The sequence below is a fragment of the Bacillus sp. EB106-08-02-XG196 genome (assembly GCF_013396335.1).
Classification (GTDB): domain Bacteria; phylum Bacillota; class Bacilli; order Bacillales; family Cytobacillaceae; genus Neobacillus.
Window position 1 is genome coordinate 87,456 of sequence record NZ_JABWSY010000003.1, and the last position, 18,445, is coordinate 105,900.

General features: G+C 34.8%; 14 protein-coding genes. 12 read left to right on the forward strand and 2 right to left on the reverse strand.

Annotated features, from left to right (window positions below; translation table 11 throughout):
* Positions 1-48 precede the first annotated feature (48 nt).
* From MLOOGBEN_RS06265 to MLOOGBEN_RS06300, 8 genes are all read left to right on the forward strand, one after another.
* Positions 49-2,307, forward strand: a complete 2,259-nt coding sequence (locus MLOOGBEN_RS06265) for a glycoside hydrolase family 2 protein (RefSeq protein WP_179157403.1) — start codon at positions 49-51, stop codon at positions 2,305-2,307.
* A gap of 79 nt (positions 2,308-2,386) precedes the next feature.
* Complete coding sequence (locus tag MLOOGBEN_RS06270) at positions 2,387-3,547, forward strand: ROK family transcriptional regulator (protein ID WP_179157404.1); 1,161 nt, start codon at positions 2,387-2,389, stop codon at positions 3,545-3,547.
* Between the two features lie 340 nt (positions 3,548-3,887).
* Complete coding sequence (locus tag MLOOGBEN_RS06275) at positions 3,888-5,570, forward strand: sensor histidine kinase (RefSeq protein ID WP_179157405.1); 1,683 nt, start codon at positions 3,888-3,890, stop codon at positions 5,568-5,570.
* Between the two features lie 58 nt (positions 5,571-5,628).
* A complete protein-coding gene (locus MLOOGBEN_RS06280) occupies positions 5,629-7,227 on the forward strand; it encodes a response regulator transcription factor (RefSeq protein WP_179157406.1) in 1,599 nt (532 codons plus the stop codon).
* A 202-nt stretch (positions 7,228-7,429) separates the two neighbouring features.
* Positions 7,430-8,395 (forward strand): ABC transporter permease, encoded by a 966-nt coding sequence (locus MLOOGBEN_RS06285; protein WP_256988919.1) that lies wholly within the window; start codon positions 7,430-7,432, stop codon positions 8,393-8,395.
* Positions 8,396-8,409: 14 nt separating this feature from the next.
* Positions 8,410-9,306, forward strand: a complete 897-nt coding sequence (locus MLOOGBEN_RS29680; protein ID WP_218781073.1) for a carbohydrate ABC transporter permease — start codon at positions 8,410-8,412, stop codon at positions 9,304-9,306.
* A gap of 35 nt (positions 9,307-9,341) precedes the next feature.
* The gene (locus MLOOGBEN_RS06295; RefSeq protein WP_179157407.1) at positions 9,342-10,838 is read left to right on the forward strand and encodes an ABC transporter substrate-binding protein; all 1,497 of its coding nucleotides are present in this window, start codon (positions 9,342-9,344) and stop codon (positions 10,836-10,838) included.
* Positions 10,839-10,858: 20 nt separating this feature from the next.
* Positions 10,859-11,464, forward strand: a complete 606-nt coding sequence (locus MLOOGBEN_RS06300; RefSeq protein WP_179157408.1) for a YesL family protein — start codon at positions 10,859-10,861, stop codon at positions 11,462-11,464.
* A 95-nt stretch (positions 11,465-11,559) separates the two neighbouring features.
* Here MLOOGBEN_RS06300 and MLOOGBEN_RS06305 read toward each other — a convergent pair whose 3' ends face one another.
* Positions 11,560-12,801 carry a helix-turn-helix domain-containing protein gene (locus MLOOGBEN_RS06305; protein ID WP_179157409.1) on the reverse strand — a complete coding sequence of 414 codons (1,242 nt, stop codon included), beginning with the start codon at positions 12,799-12,801 and terminating at the stop codon, positions 11,560-11,562.
* A 133-nt stretch (positions 12,802-12,934) separates the two neighbouring features.
* On the opposite strand from MLOOGBEN_RS06305, the gene MLOOGBEN_RS06310 reads away from it, so the two are divergent.
* A complete protein-coding gene (locus MLOOGBEN_RS06310; protein ID WP_179157410.1) occupies positions 12,935-15,028 on the forward strand; it encodes a hypothetical protein in 2,094 nt (697 codons plus the stop codon).
* A 45-nt stretch (positions 15,029-15,073) separates the two neighbouring features.
* Entirely contained in the window at positions 15,074-16,183 is a 1,110-nt protein-coding gene (locus MLOOGBEN_RS06315) for a mandelate racemase/muconate lactonizing enzyme family protein (protein WP_179157411.1), read from the forward strand.
* Positions 16,184-16,249: 66 nt separating this feature from the next.
* On the opposite strand, the gene MLOOGBEN_RS06320 is transcribed toward MLOOGBEN_RS06315, so the two are convergent.
* Positions 16,250-17,137 carry a LysR family transcriptional regulator gene (locus MLOOGBEN_RS06320; protein ID WP_179157412.1) on the reverse strand — a complete coding sequence of 296 codons (888 nt, stop codon included), beginning with the start codon at positions 17,135-17,137 and terminating at the stop codon, positions 16,250-16,252.
* 238 nt (positions 17,138-17,375) lie between these two features.
* Between MLOOGBEN_RS06320 and MLOOGBEN_RS06325 the strand changes: the two genes are divergently transcribed.
* Together MLOOGBEN_RS06325 and MLOOGBEN_RS06330 are read left to right on the forward strand one after the other, a co-directional pair.
* Entirely contained in the window at positions 17,376-17,762 is a 387-nt protein-coding gene (locus MLOOGBEN_RS06325; RefSeq protein ID WP_179157413.1) for a CidA/LrgA family protein, read from the forward strand.
* A complete protein-coding gene (locus MLOOGBEN_RS06330; RefSeq protein ID WP_179157414.1) occupies positions 17,740-18,420 on the forward strand; it encodes an LrgB family protein in 681 nt (226 codons plus the stop codon). The genes MLOOGBEN_RS06325 and MLOOGBEN_RS06330 overlap by 23 nt, the downstream gene beginning before the upstream one ends.
* Positions 18,421-18,445: the final 25 nt, after the last annotated feature.

The following is an 18,445-nucleotide window of genomic DNA, read 5'->3' on the forward strand; positions in this document are numbered from 1 at the left end:
TAATATACTAATAAATGATAAGCGATAAAGAATTTAGGAGGAGTTACGATGAGAAAAACAATACTTATTAATAAAAATTGGAAATTCGTAAAGGAAAATGTTGGAGCTGCGGAAGTGTTTACAGCACCAGGTGATAAAGTTAATATTCCTCACACATGGAATGCTATTGATGGACAAGATGGAGGCAATGATTATTACAGGGGAACCTGCTGGTATGGGAAGACTTTTTCTAAACCAGAATTTAATAATGGTGATCAGGTATACCTGGAATTTAGAGGTGCAAACTCTACAGCAGAAGTTTGGGTGAATAATCATAAATTATGTACACATGATGGAGGTTATTCTACTTTTAGAATAAACATAACAGACGCTTTAAAAGAAGAAAATGAGCTGGTTGTTTCTGTTGATAATGGACCTAATGATAGGGTATACCCGCAGATGGCGGATTTCACGTTTTATGGTGGGATATATCGGGATGTATACATGGTAATCGTGCCTAACAGCCATTTTGATATGGATTATTTTGGAGGGAATGGATTTCAAATAACTTCCGAGATAAATGACAAAGCCGCAGATGTAGCCTTAAAATCAAATATTTCAGGGGAAGCTGAAGCTGTTCGCTATACTATCAAGGGTGTAGGAAGTATAGAAGTACCTGTTATAGATGGAGTTGCTTCTGGTAGTATGATAGTTTCAGAAGTTCACTTATGGGATGGAGTAGAGGATCCATTTTTATATCAAGCAAAAGCAGAACTTATCAAAAATGGTCACGTAATTGATCAGGTTGATAGCCGTTTTGGCTGCAGAACTTTTTCCTTTGACAAGGATAAAGGATTTTTCTTAAATGGCAGGTCATATCCTCTTAGGGGTGTATCTCGTCACCAAGATAGAATAGCTGTAGGAAACGCCATTACGAAAGAAATGATGCAAGAGGACATGGAACTGATAAAGGAAATAGGTGCAAATACTATACGTCTCGCACATTATCAACATGACCAGTACTTTTATGACTTATGCGACGAATATGGAATGATCGTTTGGGCTGAAATACCTTACATTACTGAACACATGCCAAATGGCAGAGAGAATACAATTAGTCAAATGAAAGAATTAATCGTACAGAATTTTAATCATCCGTCTATTATTTGTTGGGGATTATCGAATGAGATTTCCGTTACAGGTGTAACAGATGATTTAATGGAGAATCATAAAATATTAAATGATTTGGCACATAACATGGACCATACTAGACCAACCGCTATGGCTCATGCTTTTATGCTTGAGATTGATGAACCTTTGGTATTTTTACCTGATGTTATGTCCTACAATCTTTATTACGGATGGTACTTAGGTAACGTGACGGATAATGACGTATTTTTTGATGACTTCCATAAAAAATATCCAGATAAAATTATTGGTTTAGCTGAGTACGGAGCAGATGCTAATCCTAGATTACAATCTGCAATGCCTGAGAAAGGAGATTATACGGAACAATACCAGTGTGTATATCATGAGCATTTGATAAAAATGAGTGCAGAACGTCCTTATCTTTGGTCGACGCATGTATGGAATATGTTTGACTTTGCAGCAGACGGTCGTGATGAGGGCGGAAAGAACGGAATAAACCAAAAGGGACTCGTTACTTTTGATAGAAAATATAAGAAGGATGCGTTCTATCTCTATAAGGCAAATTGGAGTAAAGAACCCTTTGTACATTTATGTGGAAGAAATTATATAGAACGTCATGAAGAAGAAACGGAAGTTAAGGTCTATTCAAATTATGACAATGTTGAACTTTATAATAACGGAGAACTTGTAGAAAAGCAAAGTGGTGAAAAAGTATTTACATTCAAACTGAAACTACAGGGTAACCATAAAATTGTAGTAAAAGCAGGTAATTGTTCAGATGAGATCACCATATGTAAAGTGCCAGAACCAAATAAAGCTTATCAGTTAGAGGGGAGAGAAGTTATTAATTGGTTTGATGAGCCAGACATGAATTGTCCAGAAGGCTATTATTCTATTAAGGATGTCATGGCAGATATACGGAAATCCGCTGAAGCAGCCAAAATTTTAGATGATATGATACTTTATGTAAAGTCCAAGCGTGGAGACGTCGCAAAAAAAGTAAAACAATCGAAATCCATGGCAAAAGCTATGAATGCCATGACTGTTGAAGCTCTGATAAAGCAAGCAGGTGGATCTATTCCAAAGTCAATGGTTGTTGAAGTCAACAAATCCTTAAATCGAGTCAAGAAAGTAGACGATACGATTGTTGAGCTAAAAGAAGAAAACTATTCAATTTAATCTATTTCCTTTTCTTAACTGTTTAACTTTATTGACTATGGTTTGAGTTAGATATCCATTAGAATAGAAGGTAATTTTCATGGAAATTGCTGTTCCTGCTCATATGAAGAAAATCAACAAAAGTGTAATATTAGCTAACATTATAAAACATGGAATGATTTCGAGGGTAGATTTAGCTGCTATAACCAAGTTAACGAAGGCCACTATATCAACGCAGGTATCACATTTAATTGAGGAAGGTTTACTCATTGAATCACGTAAGGAGTATTACAGTGTTGGGAGAAAGCCAATCATGCTTTCTCTCAATTCCCATGCTGGTTACGCAATTGGGATTGATTTGGACTATCGGGATATTACATTTACTGTATCAGATTTAATTGGAAAACCAGTTCATTCCGATATAGTAGAGTTAGGAAACTCGAACTATGATGAGGTTCTTCAAATCTTAATAAGCCAAATTAATAAATATAAGGAAACATATTCTCAAAGTCGTTTTGGAATTGTCGGTGTGGTTATTGGAATTCATGGAACGGTAAAGAATGATGAAACCATAGGTTTTGTTCCACAGCATCAATGGCTTAACATGGACCTAAAGGGAGACCTTAAGCAACATTTAGATTTGGCAGTATCTATTGAAAATAATGCAAATTTATGTGCATTTGCAGAAAAAGTATTTAGTTGTCAGACTAGTGGGAATTTAATCAGTATTAATATGTACTCTGGAATAGGTTTAGGAGTCGTAGTGAATGGGGAATTGGTAAAAGGGTATCTTGGATACACAGGAGAAATTGGTCACATGATTATCAATCCTGATGGCAAACCTTGTAATTGTGGGAATTCTGGTTGTTGGGAGCTTTATGCTTCTGAAGGCAGCTTCTTTAAACAATTAACGGAAAAACTTGATCAATCAAAATTGGACTATGGGGATGTCAAAAATTTTATTAAAGCTAAAGACCCAGTAGTCTTGCATGAAATCGATGAGTTTATTAAGTATATCGTAGTCGGTTTAAATAATATCATTAATTTGCTAAACCCTGAGACGGTGGTATTAAATAGCGAACTATTGAAACTTTTTCCTGAAGCAGAAAGTAAAATTAAATTGAAATTAACCTCCTCGATTAGTAGTTATAAAGAGATATTATTATCAAAACTTGGAACAAATGCATGTGTCATGGGTGCCTGTGCACTAGCTATTAAGAAGTTTTTAGAAATCCCCGAGTTAAGCTTAGCTGTTGCCTAAAAGAAATGATTCACCTATACGTTGATTAATCGTACAAACGGAGCTAGCCCGATTGTACGATTTTTTTATGTTTTCTTTTCGCTGTACATTTTCACCTCTAAATTACTAAAAAAATTACTAAGTTACCATACAAATATGACGAGGAAATTTAAAATATTTATGAGATTTTATTAAAGTAAAGTCTGCAAAAATTAAATAAGCCTCTTATTTGCAAGTAAGTGTGCCATGATATAATGAAAATAAAATTTTAATAGATTTGTAACATGAATTATTAGATTATTCAAAATGTTACGTTTGATATGAACCTGGAATACATGGATTAACTCTTTCGGAGGTACCAATGGAAAATAAAAAATATCGACAATTATACAATTCCATTTCATTTAAAATTGTTTTTTATATCATTATTGTTCTTACTCCTCTTATTTCAGTGCTTATATACTACAACTATCAAACTCATGAATCTCTGCTAAAGCAAGTAGAAGATACCCATAGAAATATGCTGGATTCATATATGCTTCAGCTGGATTCACAGTTGAAAAACTCAATGACTTACTCACTAGATATGGCCCTATTCCATGTCGATCCAAAAATTTTAGTTGCTAACAGCGACGAAACCGATATTGCATTCGCCAAACACAGGATTTTTATGAACCAAACAAACAGATTGCTTTCAAACAACTTAATAGATGCATTTTTTGTATATGTGAAAAGTGGAGATTATTACATAATCGCTTCCCAAAATAGTGTATCGGAAAGTGAATTAACCTCATTAAAAAGGTATGTGATTACCCGTTTAAAATTGGGTAGTTCGACTGCCTCATACCCAAAATCAAATTGGATTACTAATAAGATAGATAAAAATAATGGTTTGATAAATATTTCTTACGGTAATGGAGATATTATTGCTGGATCGTATACAAATACAGATAAATTGGTAAGAAAATATAATAGGAAGAATTCAACGCAAACAAAATTACTATTTATTTCATCTGATTCCCTTACTAATATAAATGGAAACCAACAAAAGGATCATGTACTAATAACTAGCCAGTCTTCCGTTGCAAACATTTTATTGGGGGAAACCCTATCAAAGGCAGAAATAGAAAAAACATTACCCATAGTACAAAGATATATTTTACTAGTTTCTATATTTTTCGCTTTAATGCTGCCTGTATTAATCTTACTAATGAATATTACGGTAGTTAACCCTTTACGGAAGTTGACCAAATCAATGGCTAGAGTCCGAAAAGGGGACCTTACACATAGAATGAAACTTCAAAAAAGTTCCAATGTGCTAGAGATGGTCAATGCTACCTTTAATGAGATGATGGATACAGTACAAAACCTAAAAATCAGTATATATGAGGAACAGATTAAAGTACAAAAATCGCAGCTTCGAAATTTGCAATCGCAGTTAAATCCCCACTTTTTGATTAACTCTTTAAATATGGTCAATAATCTGATTCAAACTGGAGACCTAAATACTGCCAAAAAGCTAATTCTAAATTCGGTAGACTACTTCAGATTTAGAACAAAAGTTGATAACGATTTTGTCCCTCTTAATGATGAAATTAAACATATTTCTGATTACCTTGAAATACAAAAAATACGTTATAAAGATAAGTTCACCTATTCTATAAATGTAAATCGACTCATAGAGGATATGTTGATTCCTCCTATGCTCATTCAGAACTTTGTAGAGAACTCCATTAAATATGCCATTGAAATGACCAGGGTGATTCATATTTCTATCACAGTAGAATATTTTGAGGTTGAGTATTATCCTTTTGCAAAAATAATTATCACTGATACTGGTGTTGGATACCCAACTTATCTTTTTGAGCCTTTAAATTCCGGAATGAAAATAACAGATTCACTCGGCGACCATATTGGCATTTTCAATTGTGTTCAACGCATCAATATTTTATATGATGGAAAGGGCAGTTGGAGGTTTTATAATGATGGTGGAGCCATATCCGAGCTAACTTTGCCTGCATTGTTTGAAAATATGGATACTTAATAGCTTATAAAAACTGATATCAATCTATGAAAAAAAATAGAAGAAAGGGTGTTTCGGAATGAATATTCTTTTAGTAGATGATGAAATCAGTGCCATTGAGGCAGTACAAAAAGGTATAAATTGGAGTTTGTTAGCCATTTCTTCCGTTTATACAGCTACAAGTATGAAACAGGCAATGGAGGAATTAAACAAGCGTGATATCGATATTGTACTCAGTGATATTGAAATGCCAAGGGGGACGGGACTTGAGCTATTACGGTGGATCAAGGAAAACAAGCCTGGGGTGGAGTGTATTATTATGACATGTCATGCGGATTTTCGATATGCTCAGATGGCCATCCAATTGGGGAGTTTGAATTATCTTTTGAAACCGCTTAACTATGAAGAGGTAGTCCAAACTGTCACAAAGGCAATGGAGAAAGTACGATACGAGAAAACGTTACGAAAAAACAGTGGAGCATGGGTTGAAAATAAGAAAATAGTTCTGAAACAATTTTGGAAGGATTTCTTTGTTGGAGATATTTCTCCGGATAAGGGGAGTCTATTAAAATATATACAAGCTAAAGAAATTGATATTGATATAGAAAAAACATTTATTCCCATATTAGTATGTATTAAAAAATATCCTGAGGATTTGGGAAGGAATGAAAAAAGATTATTGGAATTCTCCATAAAGAACATTTCGGAGGAGCTCTTTGAAATAGGGGGCACCAATATAGAAGTGTTGGAGTTCACAGAAAACTCTATTTTGATCATGTTCAACATCAATCAAACGATAAATAGCAGAGAACTCACAGAGGAAATCAAAGCAGGATGCGAGGAATTGATCAGGGTCATAAAAATTTATTTTAAGATGACCATAAGCTGTTATATAGGTAATCAGGACAATATCATATCAATTCCTAATCAAATCGAAAAAATGCAGTTGATAGATTTTAACAATGTAGCATTCCATAAGGATATATATCTTTTACGTACTTTCAGACACTATCATATTGAATACAGTAACTCAAATTTTACTAAATGGAGTGAGTATATTCAGAAAAATGAATTTGAAACATTGTTAAATGAGATTAAAGCGATGCTAACTGCAGAGGAAAATTTGAAGAAAATAGATAGGAAATTCTTACAGAACTTTTATAAGGATTTTTACTTTGTTCTAATGTCATTCGCAGCCAAGCATAATGTTTTTTTAAGTGAATTGTTTGGTGATAGCACCTCGAATAAGATATTCCAAAATGCTTTCATATCTTTAGATGATTTATTGAAGTGGGTTGAGTACACAATCAATATTATAAAGGATTACGTAGATGATAATGAGAATATAGAAAACCCAGTAAATAAAACAAAAAAATATATTGAAAGTCATATATCTGAAGAAATATCAATGGATGACTTAGCCAAAAAAGTGCATTTAAATCCAGATTATCTCACAAGAATTTTTAAAAAAGAATCAGGTGTTTCTATTAGCAGATATATCATTAATCGTAGAATGGATATAGCAAAAAGGCTGTTAATAGAAAGTGACAAAAATATTGGTGAAATAGCTTTGGAAGTGGGTTACTACAATTATTCCAGCTTTAACAGGATTTTCACTAAAATCGTTGATATGTCGCCACAACAATTTAAAAAATTATATAAAAAGGAATTGGTATAGCAGATGAGTGTCATTTTCATCTGTTTTTTCTTTCGTTTAGCAGTAAAAAGATAAAATGACATACCATACCAAAATGAAAATAGGAAAGGTCGGAAATGTAAATCAAACAAGTCGGATAAAGTATAATGGTTTCTGATTTGTAAGCGCTATAATTAGTGTAAGAATTCAGAAAATAACAAAAAAGAGACAGGGAGGTATATATTTGTATACAGCAGAAACAAAACAACAAATTAAAATAACCAAAATCGTAACAAAGAAGAAAAAAGTACAGTATAAGCAATTTATTCCGTTGTATTTAATGGCTGTTCCGGCATTGATTTATTTATTCATAAATAACTATATGCCGTTATATGGTATGAAATTAGCCTTCACGGAACTGGATTACTCAAAAGGGGTATTCAATGGGGATTTCGTAGGTCTGGATAATTTTAAATTCCTATTCTCAACTAGTGATGCTTGGATCATGATTAGGAATACAGTCCTTTATAATTTACTGTTCATTGTTTCTGGAATCGGCTTCGGATTAACTGTAGCATTATTATTTAACGAAATTTTAAATAAAACAGCCAGAAAATTTTATCAATCTGCAACTTTAATTCCTTATGTCATTTCAATGGTAATTGTTAGTTATTTAGGTTTTGCATTTCTCAGTAATGAGACGGGATTTATTAACAACTCCATTTTAAAACCTTTAGGAATCGATGCGATATCTTGGTATCAGGAGCCCAAATATTGGCCTATCATATTGCTGTTTATACATACCTGGCATGGGATTGGCTATTCTCTATTGATGTATACCGCTCGTATCGTGTCTATACCACGTGAGTACTACGAAGCCGCAGAAATTGATGGTGCGACAAAATGGCAGCAAATAAAACACATTACTTTGCCTTCACTTAAGACTGTAATTTTATTGATGACAATGTTAATGGTTGGCAGAATGTTTAATTCAGACTTTGGACTTTTCTATCAAATTCCAATGAATTCTGGTGCATTATATAATGTAACAACCACAATAGACACATATTCTTTTAGAGCATTGATGAAGCTTGGTGATATAACCATGGCATCAGCTACAGGTGCTTTCCAGTCATTAGTAGGATTTATACTCTTAATCTCAGCAAATGCCGTTGTTCGAAAATTCAGCAAGGATGATAAATTATTCTAAGGAGGTGGGAGTAAGTGAAACTTGGCAGGTATAAAAAGTGGGAATTAAGTGGACATATATTGTTCATTATAATGGCTTTTCTAGCTATTATTCCCTTTGTACTTCTGATCATTTCATCATTTTCAGATGAACAAGCAGTCGTAAGAAATGGATATAGTTTTTTTCCAGAAAAATTTTCTCTTACAGCCTATCATTATATTTTTGAACAATGGGAGATGATAGGCGGCGGGTACCTTGTAACAATCATAGTGACTTGTGTTGGCACATTCTTTGGAACCACGATGGCTGCATTGATTGGATGGACACTAAGCAGGAAACATTTGCCTGGTAGAAGTATGTTACTTTTCATTGTGACTTTTACCATGATGTTCCATGGTGGTCTTACAGCACAATATATTATCTATACTCAGATATTTCAACTAAAAAACACAATTTTGGGATTACTCATACCAAACCTAATGTTAAATGGATACTTTATCATGACTTTCCGAAATTATTTTGAGCATTCGATACCTGGTACATTGATTGAGGCAGCAAAAATTGATGGAGCGAGCGAAATAAAGACATTTTTCAAAATCGTCCTTCCTATATCTGGACCCATCATCATTACAATTGGCCTGCCGCTTGCACTTATGTATTGGAATGATTGGACGAATGGTTTATATTACCTAAGCCATGACAGCAAGTTACAAAGTATCCAAACCATTTTGAATAATATCAATGAAAATATTAAATTCCTGCAAAGTAATGATTTAGGAAATGCAGCAGCAGCATTAAGTACCGCAGAATTACCATCAACAACAATTAGAATGGCAATGGCAGTAGTAGGTATTTTACCCATCATTTTGGTATTTCCATTCCTTCAAAAATGGTTAGTCAGAGGTATGACAGAAGGGGCAGTTAAAGAATAAGGTGTTTCTATTATTAATATAAAAGGGGGATTTTTATGAGAAAGAGAATTTTAAGTCTATTGTTTGCTGTTATTTTTATGATGGTACTTGTTGGGTGTAGTGAAGACAAAGAGACAAATACTACTGCCAAGGGAGATGGTATCAATTTTGATGAAGAGCCATTTACACTTACTGTGGCATATGCTGTAAATGGTGATACTCCTGGGGATTTGGCAAAGGTTCAGGAAAAAGTGAATGAAATTACATTAAAGAAGATCAATGCTAAGGTCGAGTTTAAGCCTGTAGCCGTCTCGGCTATGGCAAATACCTATACTTTGGCAGCTTCAAGCGGTGAAAAGCTAGACTTAATTATGATGCTTCCAGGCTCAAGATATATTACACAATATGCTAGTACGAACATGATTAGACCACTTGATGATATTGTAGATCAATATGGTAAAGATATTAAAACTAGTTTAGGAGATATTCTAGAGGTAACAAAGGTAAATGGAAAACTGTATGGTATCCCTGGGAAAAGAAGCTATGTACAGGCTAAGGGATTCTGGCTGCATGATGGTCTCGTAAAAAAGCATAATATTGATGTATCTCAAATTAAATCAGTAAACGATTTAGATCCGATTTTAGAAAAGATTCATGCTTCTGAACCAGATGTACAAACCTTTTTCCCTACAGGGGTATCTCATTATTTATTAAACTTTGATAACCTTGGTGACGGCTTTGGTGTGTTAAGGGATGCCGGGACAAAGGATTTAGAAGTTGTTAATATGCTTGAAACGGAGGAATATATTAATACTGTTAAAAAAGTAAGAGAATGGTATCAAAAAGGCTATATTTCTAAGGATTTTGCGACAACACAGACTACTCCAACGGAGATGATGGATGCTAACAAGCTTTTTGCTGCTCCAAACTCTACTGATTTTGCTAACGCGCAACTAGGAAATAAAGTACCTAAACAGTATGCCACCATTCATGCACCAGTTGACATAACGACTAATAGGCAAACCTATATTTGGTCAGTTCCTGCTATGGCTAAAAGACCAGAAAAGTCGATACAATTTTTAAATCTTACTTTTGAAGATCGGGAACTCGCAACACTACTGAAGTTTGGAATTGAAGGGGAACACTTTACAAAAAATAGTGATGGTTCTATCGACACTTCTAAGGGCAATTCGAAAACTTTCTTACAGTATTGGCCAATCTGGGGAGATGGCGAGAAGTATCCGATAGAGATGAGAGAGTTAGTTGGACTTGGCGGAGACTTAGAGAAATATAATAGTGCTTTCGAAGAGTGGAAAAAGAATACTAAAACTTCAAAGGCATTTGGGTTTATGTTTGATCCCCAGCCAGTTAAGACAGAATTAGCTTCATGTACAGCAGTAATGGAACAGTACCAAAAGTTACTCGAGGGCGGTGCCTTAGACCCAGACAAATATCTAAAAACTATTAATGATGAATTGTATGCAGCAGGCCTGCAAAAAATTATTGATGAAAAGCAGAAACAATTAGATGCTTGGGCAAAAACACAGAAATAAGAATTAAAGAGGATAATAAGATGGCAGGTTTATTCGATATTGACAATCGTTTCTTCAGATTTGCAACAAAAGTAATGAATTTATTTCTATTAAATATACTCTGGATTATTTTCAGTTTACCCATCGTAACAGTGGGTGCAGCCACTTCTGCAGTATATTATGTATCTTTGAAGATGGTAAGGAATGAAGAGGGATACATTATCAATAGTTTTTGGCTTGCGTTTAGGCAGAATTTAAAACAAAGTATAATAATAGAATTTGTTTTTTTAATAGTAGGGATTATTCTGATATGGGACATTAAATACTTCTTGCAAATGGATAATGTTTGGGGCTATATTTTTGCTGCTATTTTCTCAATTGCATTAACGATTTATGTTTTCATGTTGATATTTACGTTCCCAATATTGGCGAAGTATAGTAACACCATTTATGGAACATTGAAGAATGCGGTAATTATGTCGTTAACCCACTTGCCAGCCAGCATTGCCATTGCAGTTTTATTAATGGTCATGTTATATGGATTTTATGTATCTGTACCCTTAATGATTATCTTCTCTACGATAGGGGTAGCAATATATGCATATTTTGGTTCCATTTTATTCAGAAATATTTTTGAAAAGTATTAAGAGCTAGTTTCTTACTATTTAGGAGTAATTCAAAATGTTTATAATTCATATGTCGTTGCTCCTGCAGAAAATAACCCTACAGGATATCTGTAGGGTTAATTTTTTTCTAACAGATGATGTCTTTCCCTGTATTGCTTTGGAGTTATGCCGACAACCTTTTTAAATACCCTAGTGAAATAACTTTGGTCATTAAAATTTAGTAGTGAACAGATTTCAGAAATAGGGGTTTTACTATAGGCAAGTAACTTTTTTACCTCTTCAATTTTTGTTTGTTGAATATATTCGCTAACTGTAATGCCAACTTCTTTTTTAAACAGTGCTGACAAATATTTGGGGCTTAGGTCCACCTTTTGGGAAATTTGATTATGGTTAATATCTTCATAAATATGTTTGTAAATATGATCTTTGCAAGCCGTTATTGTTTTGGAATAACGTTCATCTTTTACTTGTTTTACTTTTCCTGCAAATGTATATAAAACGTCTCTCGCCAAGTGTTTAACTCCATCAATCCTATTTACTTCCTCGACTTGTTGGATAAAGCGATCATGTAAGGAACAAGCAATTTCATCATGTAATCCGCCCTCAATGGAAGCTCTAGAAACTAAAGTGATGAGGGTAATCACATGGTTTTTAATGGATCGAAGATAACTAGACTTGGATAAAATACTAGCTTCTTCTTCATTAAAAGAAGAAAGCTCTTTTATATCCTCGACTCTTCCTTCTTTTATAATAGTTAAGATTTTCTTTTCAAAAAGTCGATCATGAAAGACATGGGATTGTAGATTATGAGAAACAGCTATGTTCATTTGTTCATTTTTGGGGGTTATTTCAATTAGTTTGGAATTCTCATTCATTACCAAATTAACTGAAAGTAATTGTTTATTAATCAAATGATAGATGAATACACTCATATTTATTAGTTTTTCAGATGTTATTATCGCTATTGATTTGTAATAATGAAATACTTCTTCACGATAAAAAAAAGCACGGGAGTCGTTAACAATGCCATTTATTTTTTCTTCAGATAATGGTATCGCAAGTGTAGGTCCAATGATCAAAGTTCCTTCAAAAGCCTGATTATTAAATGCACTAATCAAAATATATTTCTCGGAAAATACGGATCTCCTTATAACTGGGAATTGGTATTTTACACTCGAGCGAAAGTTTAACGGATTGAAAAATTTTTCCTTTTGGTTTTCGTATAATGGATTTAGCGATTGATTCCTTAAGTTTTCATAGATTACTTTCCCTGTTGAATTGATAAAGAAAACAGGTATATCAAATGTTTCAGCAACGAGATTACACATATCATTTATACTTTCGAAGTAAGTGCTCATATATGATTATCCCCCTGGGTAAATACGATTCTATTTTTTAATTAATGATACTAAAAAAGATACTAAAATACCATATAAATTCACAGAATATTGTTAATATCGAAGAGTTAAATGAGTGGAGGGATGGTTTTAAATGATAACACTTACATATCCGGTAGAATCGTCAAAGGTAAAATTTGCAATCGATAAATTAAAAGCTATCATTACAGAAATGGGTGAAGTGTGGAACGTTAGCTCAGAAAAAGATCCACACACACACAATATTATTATTTTGACTAATAACATGGATGGAAACCAAAGTTTTGGATTGAAGGTTAATCTATCTGTAAGCTCAGAAGGCTTTCAAATCCTACGGGCAGTCGATCAGGGGAATATTACTGTTTTTATTTTGGCAAGCGATGAGTCTGGTGCAATGTATGGAATTTTGGAGCTCTGTGAGCAGCTTCAGACTCACGGTGACCTTACTAGCGTAAACGAATGTATTATTAACCCAAAATTTTCGTTCCGCGCTTTGAAATTCAATCTTCCTTGGTCATCTTACAGGCAAAATGATAGTTTTGAAGTACAAAAAGAAACTGTCCGTGATCTTAATTTTTGGAAATCATTTTTGGATATGATGGCTCAAAATCGCTATAACGTGCTAACTTTATGGAGCATGCATCCATTTCCATATATGATAAAACCCAAAAGTTTTCCTAAAGCTACTCCGTTTACCGATGAAGAAATGGGAGAATGGAAGCAATTTTGGACGTCCTTGTTTCGAATGGCAAAAGAGCGTGGCATTGAAACGTACTTAGTAACTTGGAACATTTTCGTCTCTGAATCGTTCCGAGAACACTACGACCAAAATGCCATTAGCGATGAAAAGTTTTATCATCTTGGTGAGTCTTATTCTACTGAGCAAATTAAACAATATAATCGTGAGTGTGTGACACAGTTGATTGATGAGTATCCTGATCTTACTGGATTGGGCACTTCTTTAGGTGAAAGAATGGGCGACATGTCACCAGAAGAGCGTCAGTTATGGGTAGAGGATGTTTATTATCAAGGAATGAAGGACGCCAGCAGACCTGTTAAGTACATTTATCGCGCGCCATTTACCATTGATACATCTCTTACAAGAAATGTTATGGAGAAGATAGATTTTTTACCTGAACCAGTCTGGTTGGAACTAAAGTTTAATTGGTCTCATGCCTATTCAACTCCAAAGTTACGAATAACGCATGGGGGGCGAAGCGATGGGTTAAAGGGATATTGGAATCCAGATCCGAAAAATTACAAAGTAACATGGATGGCTCGGAATGAGGATTTCTTTACATTACGTTGGGCTCAGCCTGATTTCATAAGGGAACATATTAAGGAAAACGGTCATGATTATGTAGGAGGATATTTTATCGGATCAGAATGCTTTATTCCGGCCCATGATTATTCTCACTCTAGAGATAGTGATCATTTCCAATGGACATACGCTTTCGAAAAACATTGGCTGTACTACATGTTATGGGGAAGATTATTATTCGACCCTTCAACACCTGATGAGGTGTTTGCAAATGCACTGGGCCGACGATACGGTAAATCCAATGGATATCCTTTACTTAATGCATATTCGTCTGTCAGTAAAATGCCATTGGCACTTGCGTCCTCTTTTACAATCTTATGGGATTTTACTTTATATGCAGAAGGTTTCCTATCTACAGATACTAGAGGATATAACTCGGGAAAAGCGTTTATTTCGCTTGAAGATTTACTAAATACAAAGCCAATAGAATCAACTTATCTATCAATTCGTGATTATGTTGATTGTAAAATTAATGAAGAATCGACTGAAGAATTTGTAACACCGATTCAATTAGCAGATTTATTAGAGAAAGATTCAAAGCACGGCCTTGAGTTGATTGCGTCGATAGATAATGATTCACCACTAATATGCTGCGAAAAGGCTGATATCAAGGCTTGGGCATTATTAGGTTTATATTTTGCAGATAAACTCCGTGCTGGGGTCTGTTACCAAATGTTCGTTAAGACCGGAGATGAGTCTGAACAGCAAAAAGCATTACAATGGTTAGAATCCCCACATGCTATTAAGCACTGGGACGATCTTATTGAGGTAACTTCATCTCATTATGTGGAGCAGCCATTGATGCACCTAGGCGATACACCATTCTCCTGGAAGCGTTTCCGTCCACAGGTTTTAGAAGATATCGACTTTGTACTTGGGCGTAAATAAAGGGGAACGGTTTTTGTACTTAAATAGAAAAGGGAGTGTATATTAATGAAAATTAAGAGTATAGAAACGTTCTCTACAGGATATGTGACGATTGTCCGTGTGAGAAGTACAGACGGTCATGAAGGTTTTGGCCAAACGGCCCCCTATCATGCGAATATTACCGCACTGATTGTGCATCAACAACTTTCACGACATGTATTGGGAAAAGAAATTGATACCATTGACCAGCTTGTAGAAGATATCATGAGAGCAGAACATAAATATTATGGTTCTTATCTATTTAGGGCATTAAGTGGTCTTGAGACGGCACTGTGGGATTTAAAGGGAAAACAATTAGGTAAAAGTGTCTGCGAGTTGCTAGGAGGTGAACACCGTCCCATAGAAGTGTACGGTTCTAGCATGAGAAGAAATATAAGTCCAGAAGAAGAAAGTGAACGATTGAAGAGAATACAACAAGAATATGGCATTCGAGCATTTAAATTTAGAATTGGCAATAACTTTGGCAATGACGTAGATGTCTATCCAGGCAGAACAGAACAAATCATACCAACCGTACGGAAGGCACTGGGGGAGGAAACGTTGTTGTATGCAGATGCTAACAGCGCATTTACACCTACACGTGCTATTGAGATTGGCAGATTGTTAGAACAATATGGTTTGGTACACTATGAGGAACCATGTCCTTTTCCTAATTTAGAATGGACCAAACAAGTAACTGAAGAGTTGGATATTGCTGTAGCCGGTGGAGAACAAGATACAGATTTAGTACAGTTTCAAAGAATGATTAACATGAAAGCCGTTGATATCGTACAACCAGATATATGCTATATCGGTGGACTAAGCAGGGCAATTAAAGTCGCTAACATGGCAGAGGAAGCTGGTATGATTTGCATGCCCCATTCTGCCAATCTGTCCATGATTTCTGTTTTTACAATGCATCTTACAGCTGCCATTCCAAATGCTGGTCAATTCATGGAATACTCAATTGAAACTCGTCCATGGGAGGAAGAATTGTTTACTAGTAGTTTCAATGTAAGTGATGGAAAAGTAAAAATCCCTGATGGTCCAGGTTGGGGTGTGCAGATACGACCAGAATGGCTTGATAAAGCAACATATCAAATTAGTGAAAGTAAGTATGAAAAAACGGTAATATAAAAAATGGAAGCAAGGACAAATGCTTGTCCTTGCTTCCATTTTGGTAAGAATACGGTTGTAAAATCGTTATTTTGCTTTAATAAAATCTTCTGATAAGGAAATTAATTCACGAACAGCATAAGGTAAATATTTATCTTTTCTCCATACCAAGCCAAGCTCTAGACTAAGAGTTGAGTTCATTAAATCAAGTACAGTGATGTTTGGATTATGAATAGAATGAGCAATTCTACTAGGTAATAGAGTAACACCTAATTTAGCTTCCACCATCTCTACTATAAAATCCTTTTGGGAACTGTTACATACTACTTTAGGATGATAGCCTTTACTCAGGCATTCTTCTATGATGCGGTCATAAAGAGAAAAGTCTTGTTGATATAAGACGAAATGCTCATTTTTCAAATCCGATAGTTCCACTTCTGTATAGCTAGCTAATCTGTTTTGCTTATGAACTACCAGCATTAATGGATCATGAGTAACCTTCATAAATTCAAATTTTCCATTGTTGACCGGTAAATTGCAAATTAGCCCAATATCTAACGACCCATCTTCTATCCCCTCTTTTATTTTTTTGGATCCAACTTCAGTCAAAATAATTTCAATATAGGGATAAAGCTCCTTGTATTTACTAATCAATTTAGAAAAAAACGCGGGTCCTACTATTGGCGGGATACCAATCTTAATCTCACCCTTTTTTAATTCGAGAATATCTGTCAGTTCCGTAGTTAGGTTCTGAAAAGCCTCAAGTACATGCTTGGCGTTAACTAACACTGCTTTTCCAGCATCGGTTAATTCTAATTGCTTAGACCTATAAAATAAGGGGACACTTAGTTCTGACTCAATTTGCTTAATAGCTTTACTGAGGGAAGGTTGAGACACATGTAAAGTAGAAGCAGCCTTTGTAAAGCTCAATTGTTTAGCAACTTCAGAAAAATAAGCTAAATGCCTTATATCCATAAAAACACCCTTTCGGAGATGATAGTTTGTTAGGGTTATAACTAAAATGAATAATTGTAATTCGAAATATGTATTTTTCGAATTGATATATCCATTATATAATAGAAAAAAAGGAAGAGTTAGTAAAAAGTTGAAAAAAGAAATCAATTTCTGAACGTACTTGAACAAAGTTTAACAAACTTAAGGAAACTGGTTCTTAATCTACCGTTTACTTCATTATAGAAGGAAGGTTAATGATGTGAAAAATGCTGTCCTCTTTTTGTTACAATTGTTTATTTTAATTTTCATTTATATTGGGTCAAATTACATAGCAAAAGTAACAAACCTGCCCATTCCTGGTAATGTCCTGGGGATGATTCTGTTATTCCTAAGCTTAACCATGCGAATCGTAAAGTTACGTTATATTGAAAAGGCAGCAGAGTATCTGATCAAACACCTGGGATTATTTTTTATTCCATATGCAGTAGGTTTCATGACTTATGGTGATTTAATAATAGCTAGTGGCTGGCAATTACTACTAATGGTCATTGGAAGTACAGTTATAGGTTTAGTAGTAACTTCTGGAAGCACACAATTCTTATCTTCAAGGGAGATACAGAAACATGGCAGGTCTAACTCTATTTAATATCAGCTTAACGATATTCATTTACATTGGGGCGAGAGGATTATATAGGCATTTCACCAACCCTTTTACCACTCCAGTATTGTTAGCAACGATTATTGTCATAATCGTTCTAAGAGCAGCGGATATTACCTATGTGGAATACACACCTGCTAAAGAATCGTTGACTTACTTGCTGGGTCCTGCTACGGTTGCGCTTGCCGTTCCTATGTACAAAAATCGATTCGTCATTAAGGAAAAAGCGTTACAGGTTTTATCGGGTTTAACGTTGGGGTGTTTTGCTACCATAGCTTCTGCAATCGGGATTTCAAAACTACTAAACTTTTCCGAAATCATACAGAGAACTTCTGCGGTTAAGGCAGTAACAACCCCAGTCGCAATAGAAATCGTCACTATTATTGGTGGAGATCCCTCATTAGCAGCAGTACTTGTTATTACTGCAGGAATCTTTGGAGCTTCCTTCGGCTCAATGTTTTTAACATTATTTAAGATTCACGATCCTATCTCACGAGGTCTGGGAATTGGAACTGTGTCACATGGTATCGGAACAAGCCAAGCTGCAGCTGAGGGGACATTACAAGGAGCTGTATCCAGTGTTGCTATCGGTGCTGCTGCAATCCTCACTTCTATTATACTTCCAATAATATACAATCTCCTTTAATGGATAGGGTAAGTATACCTTTCAT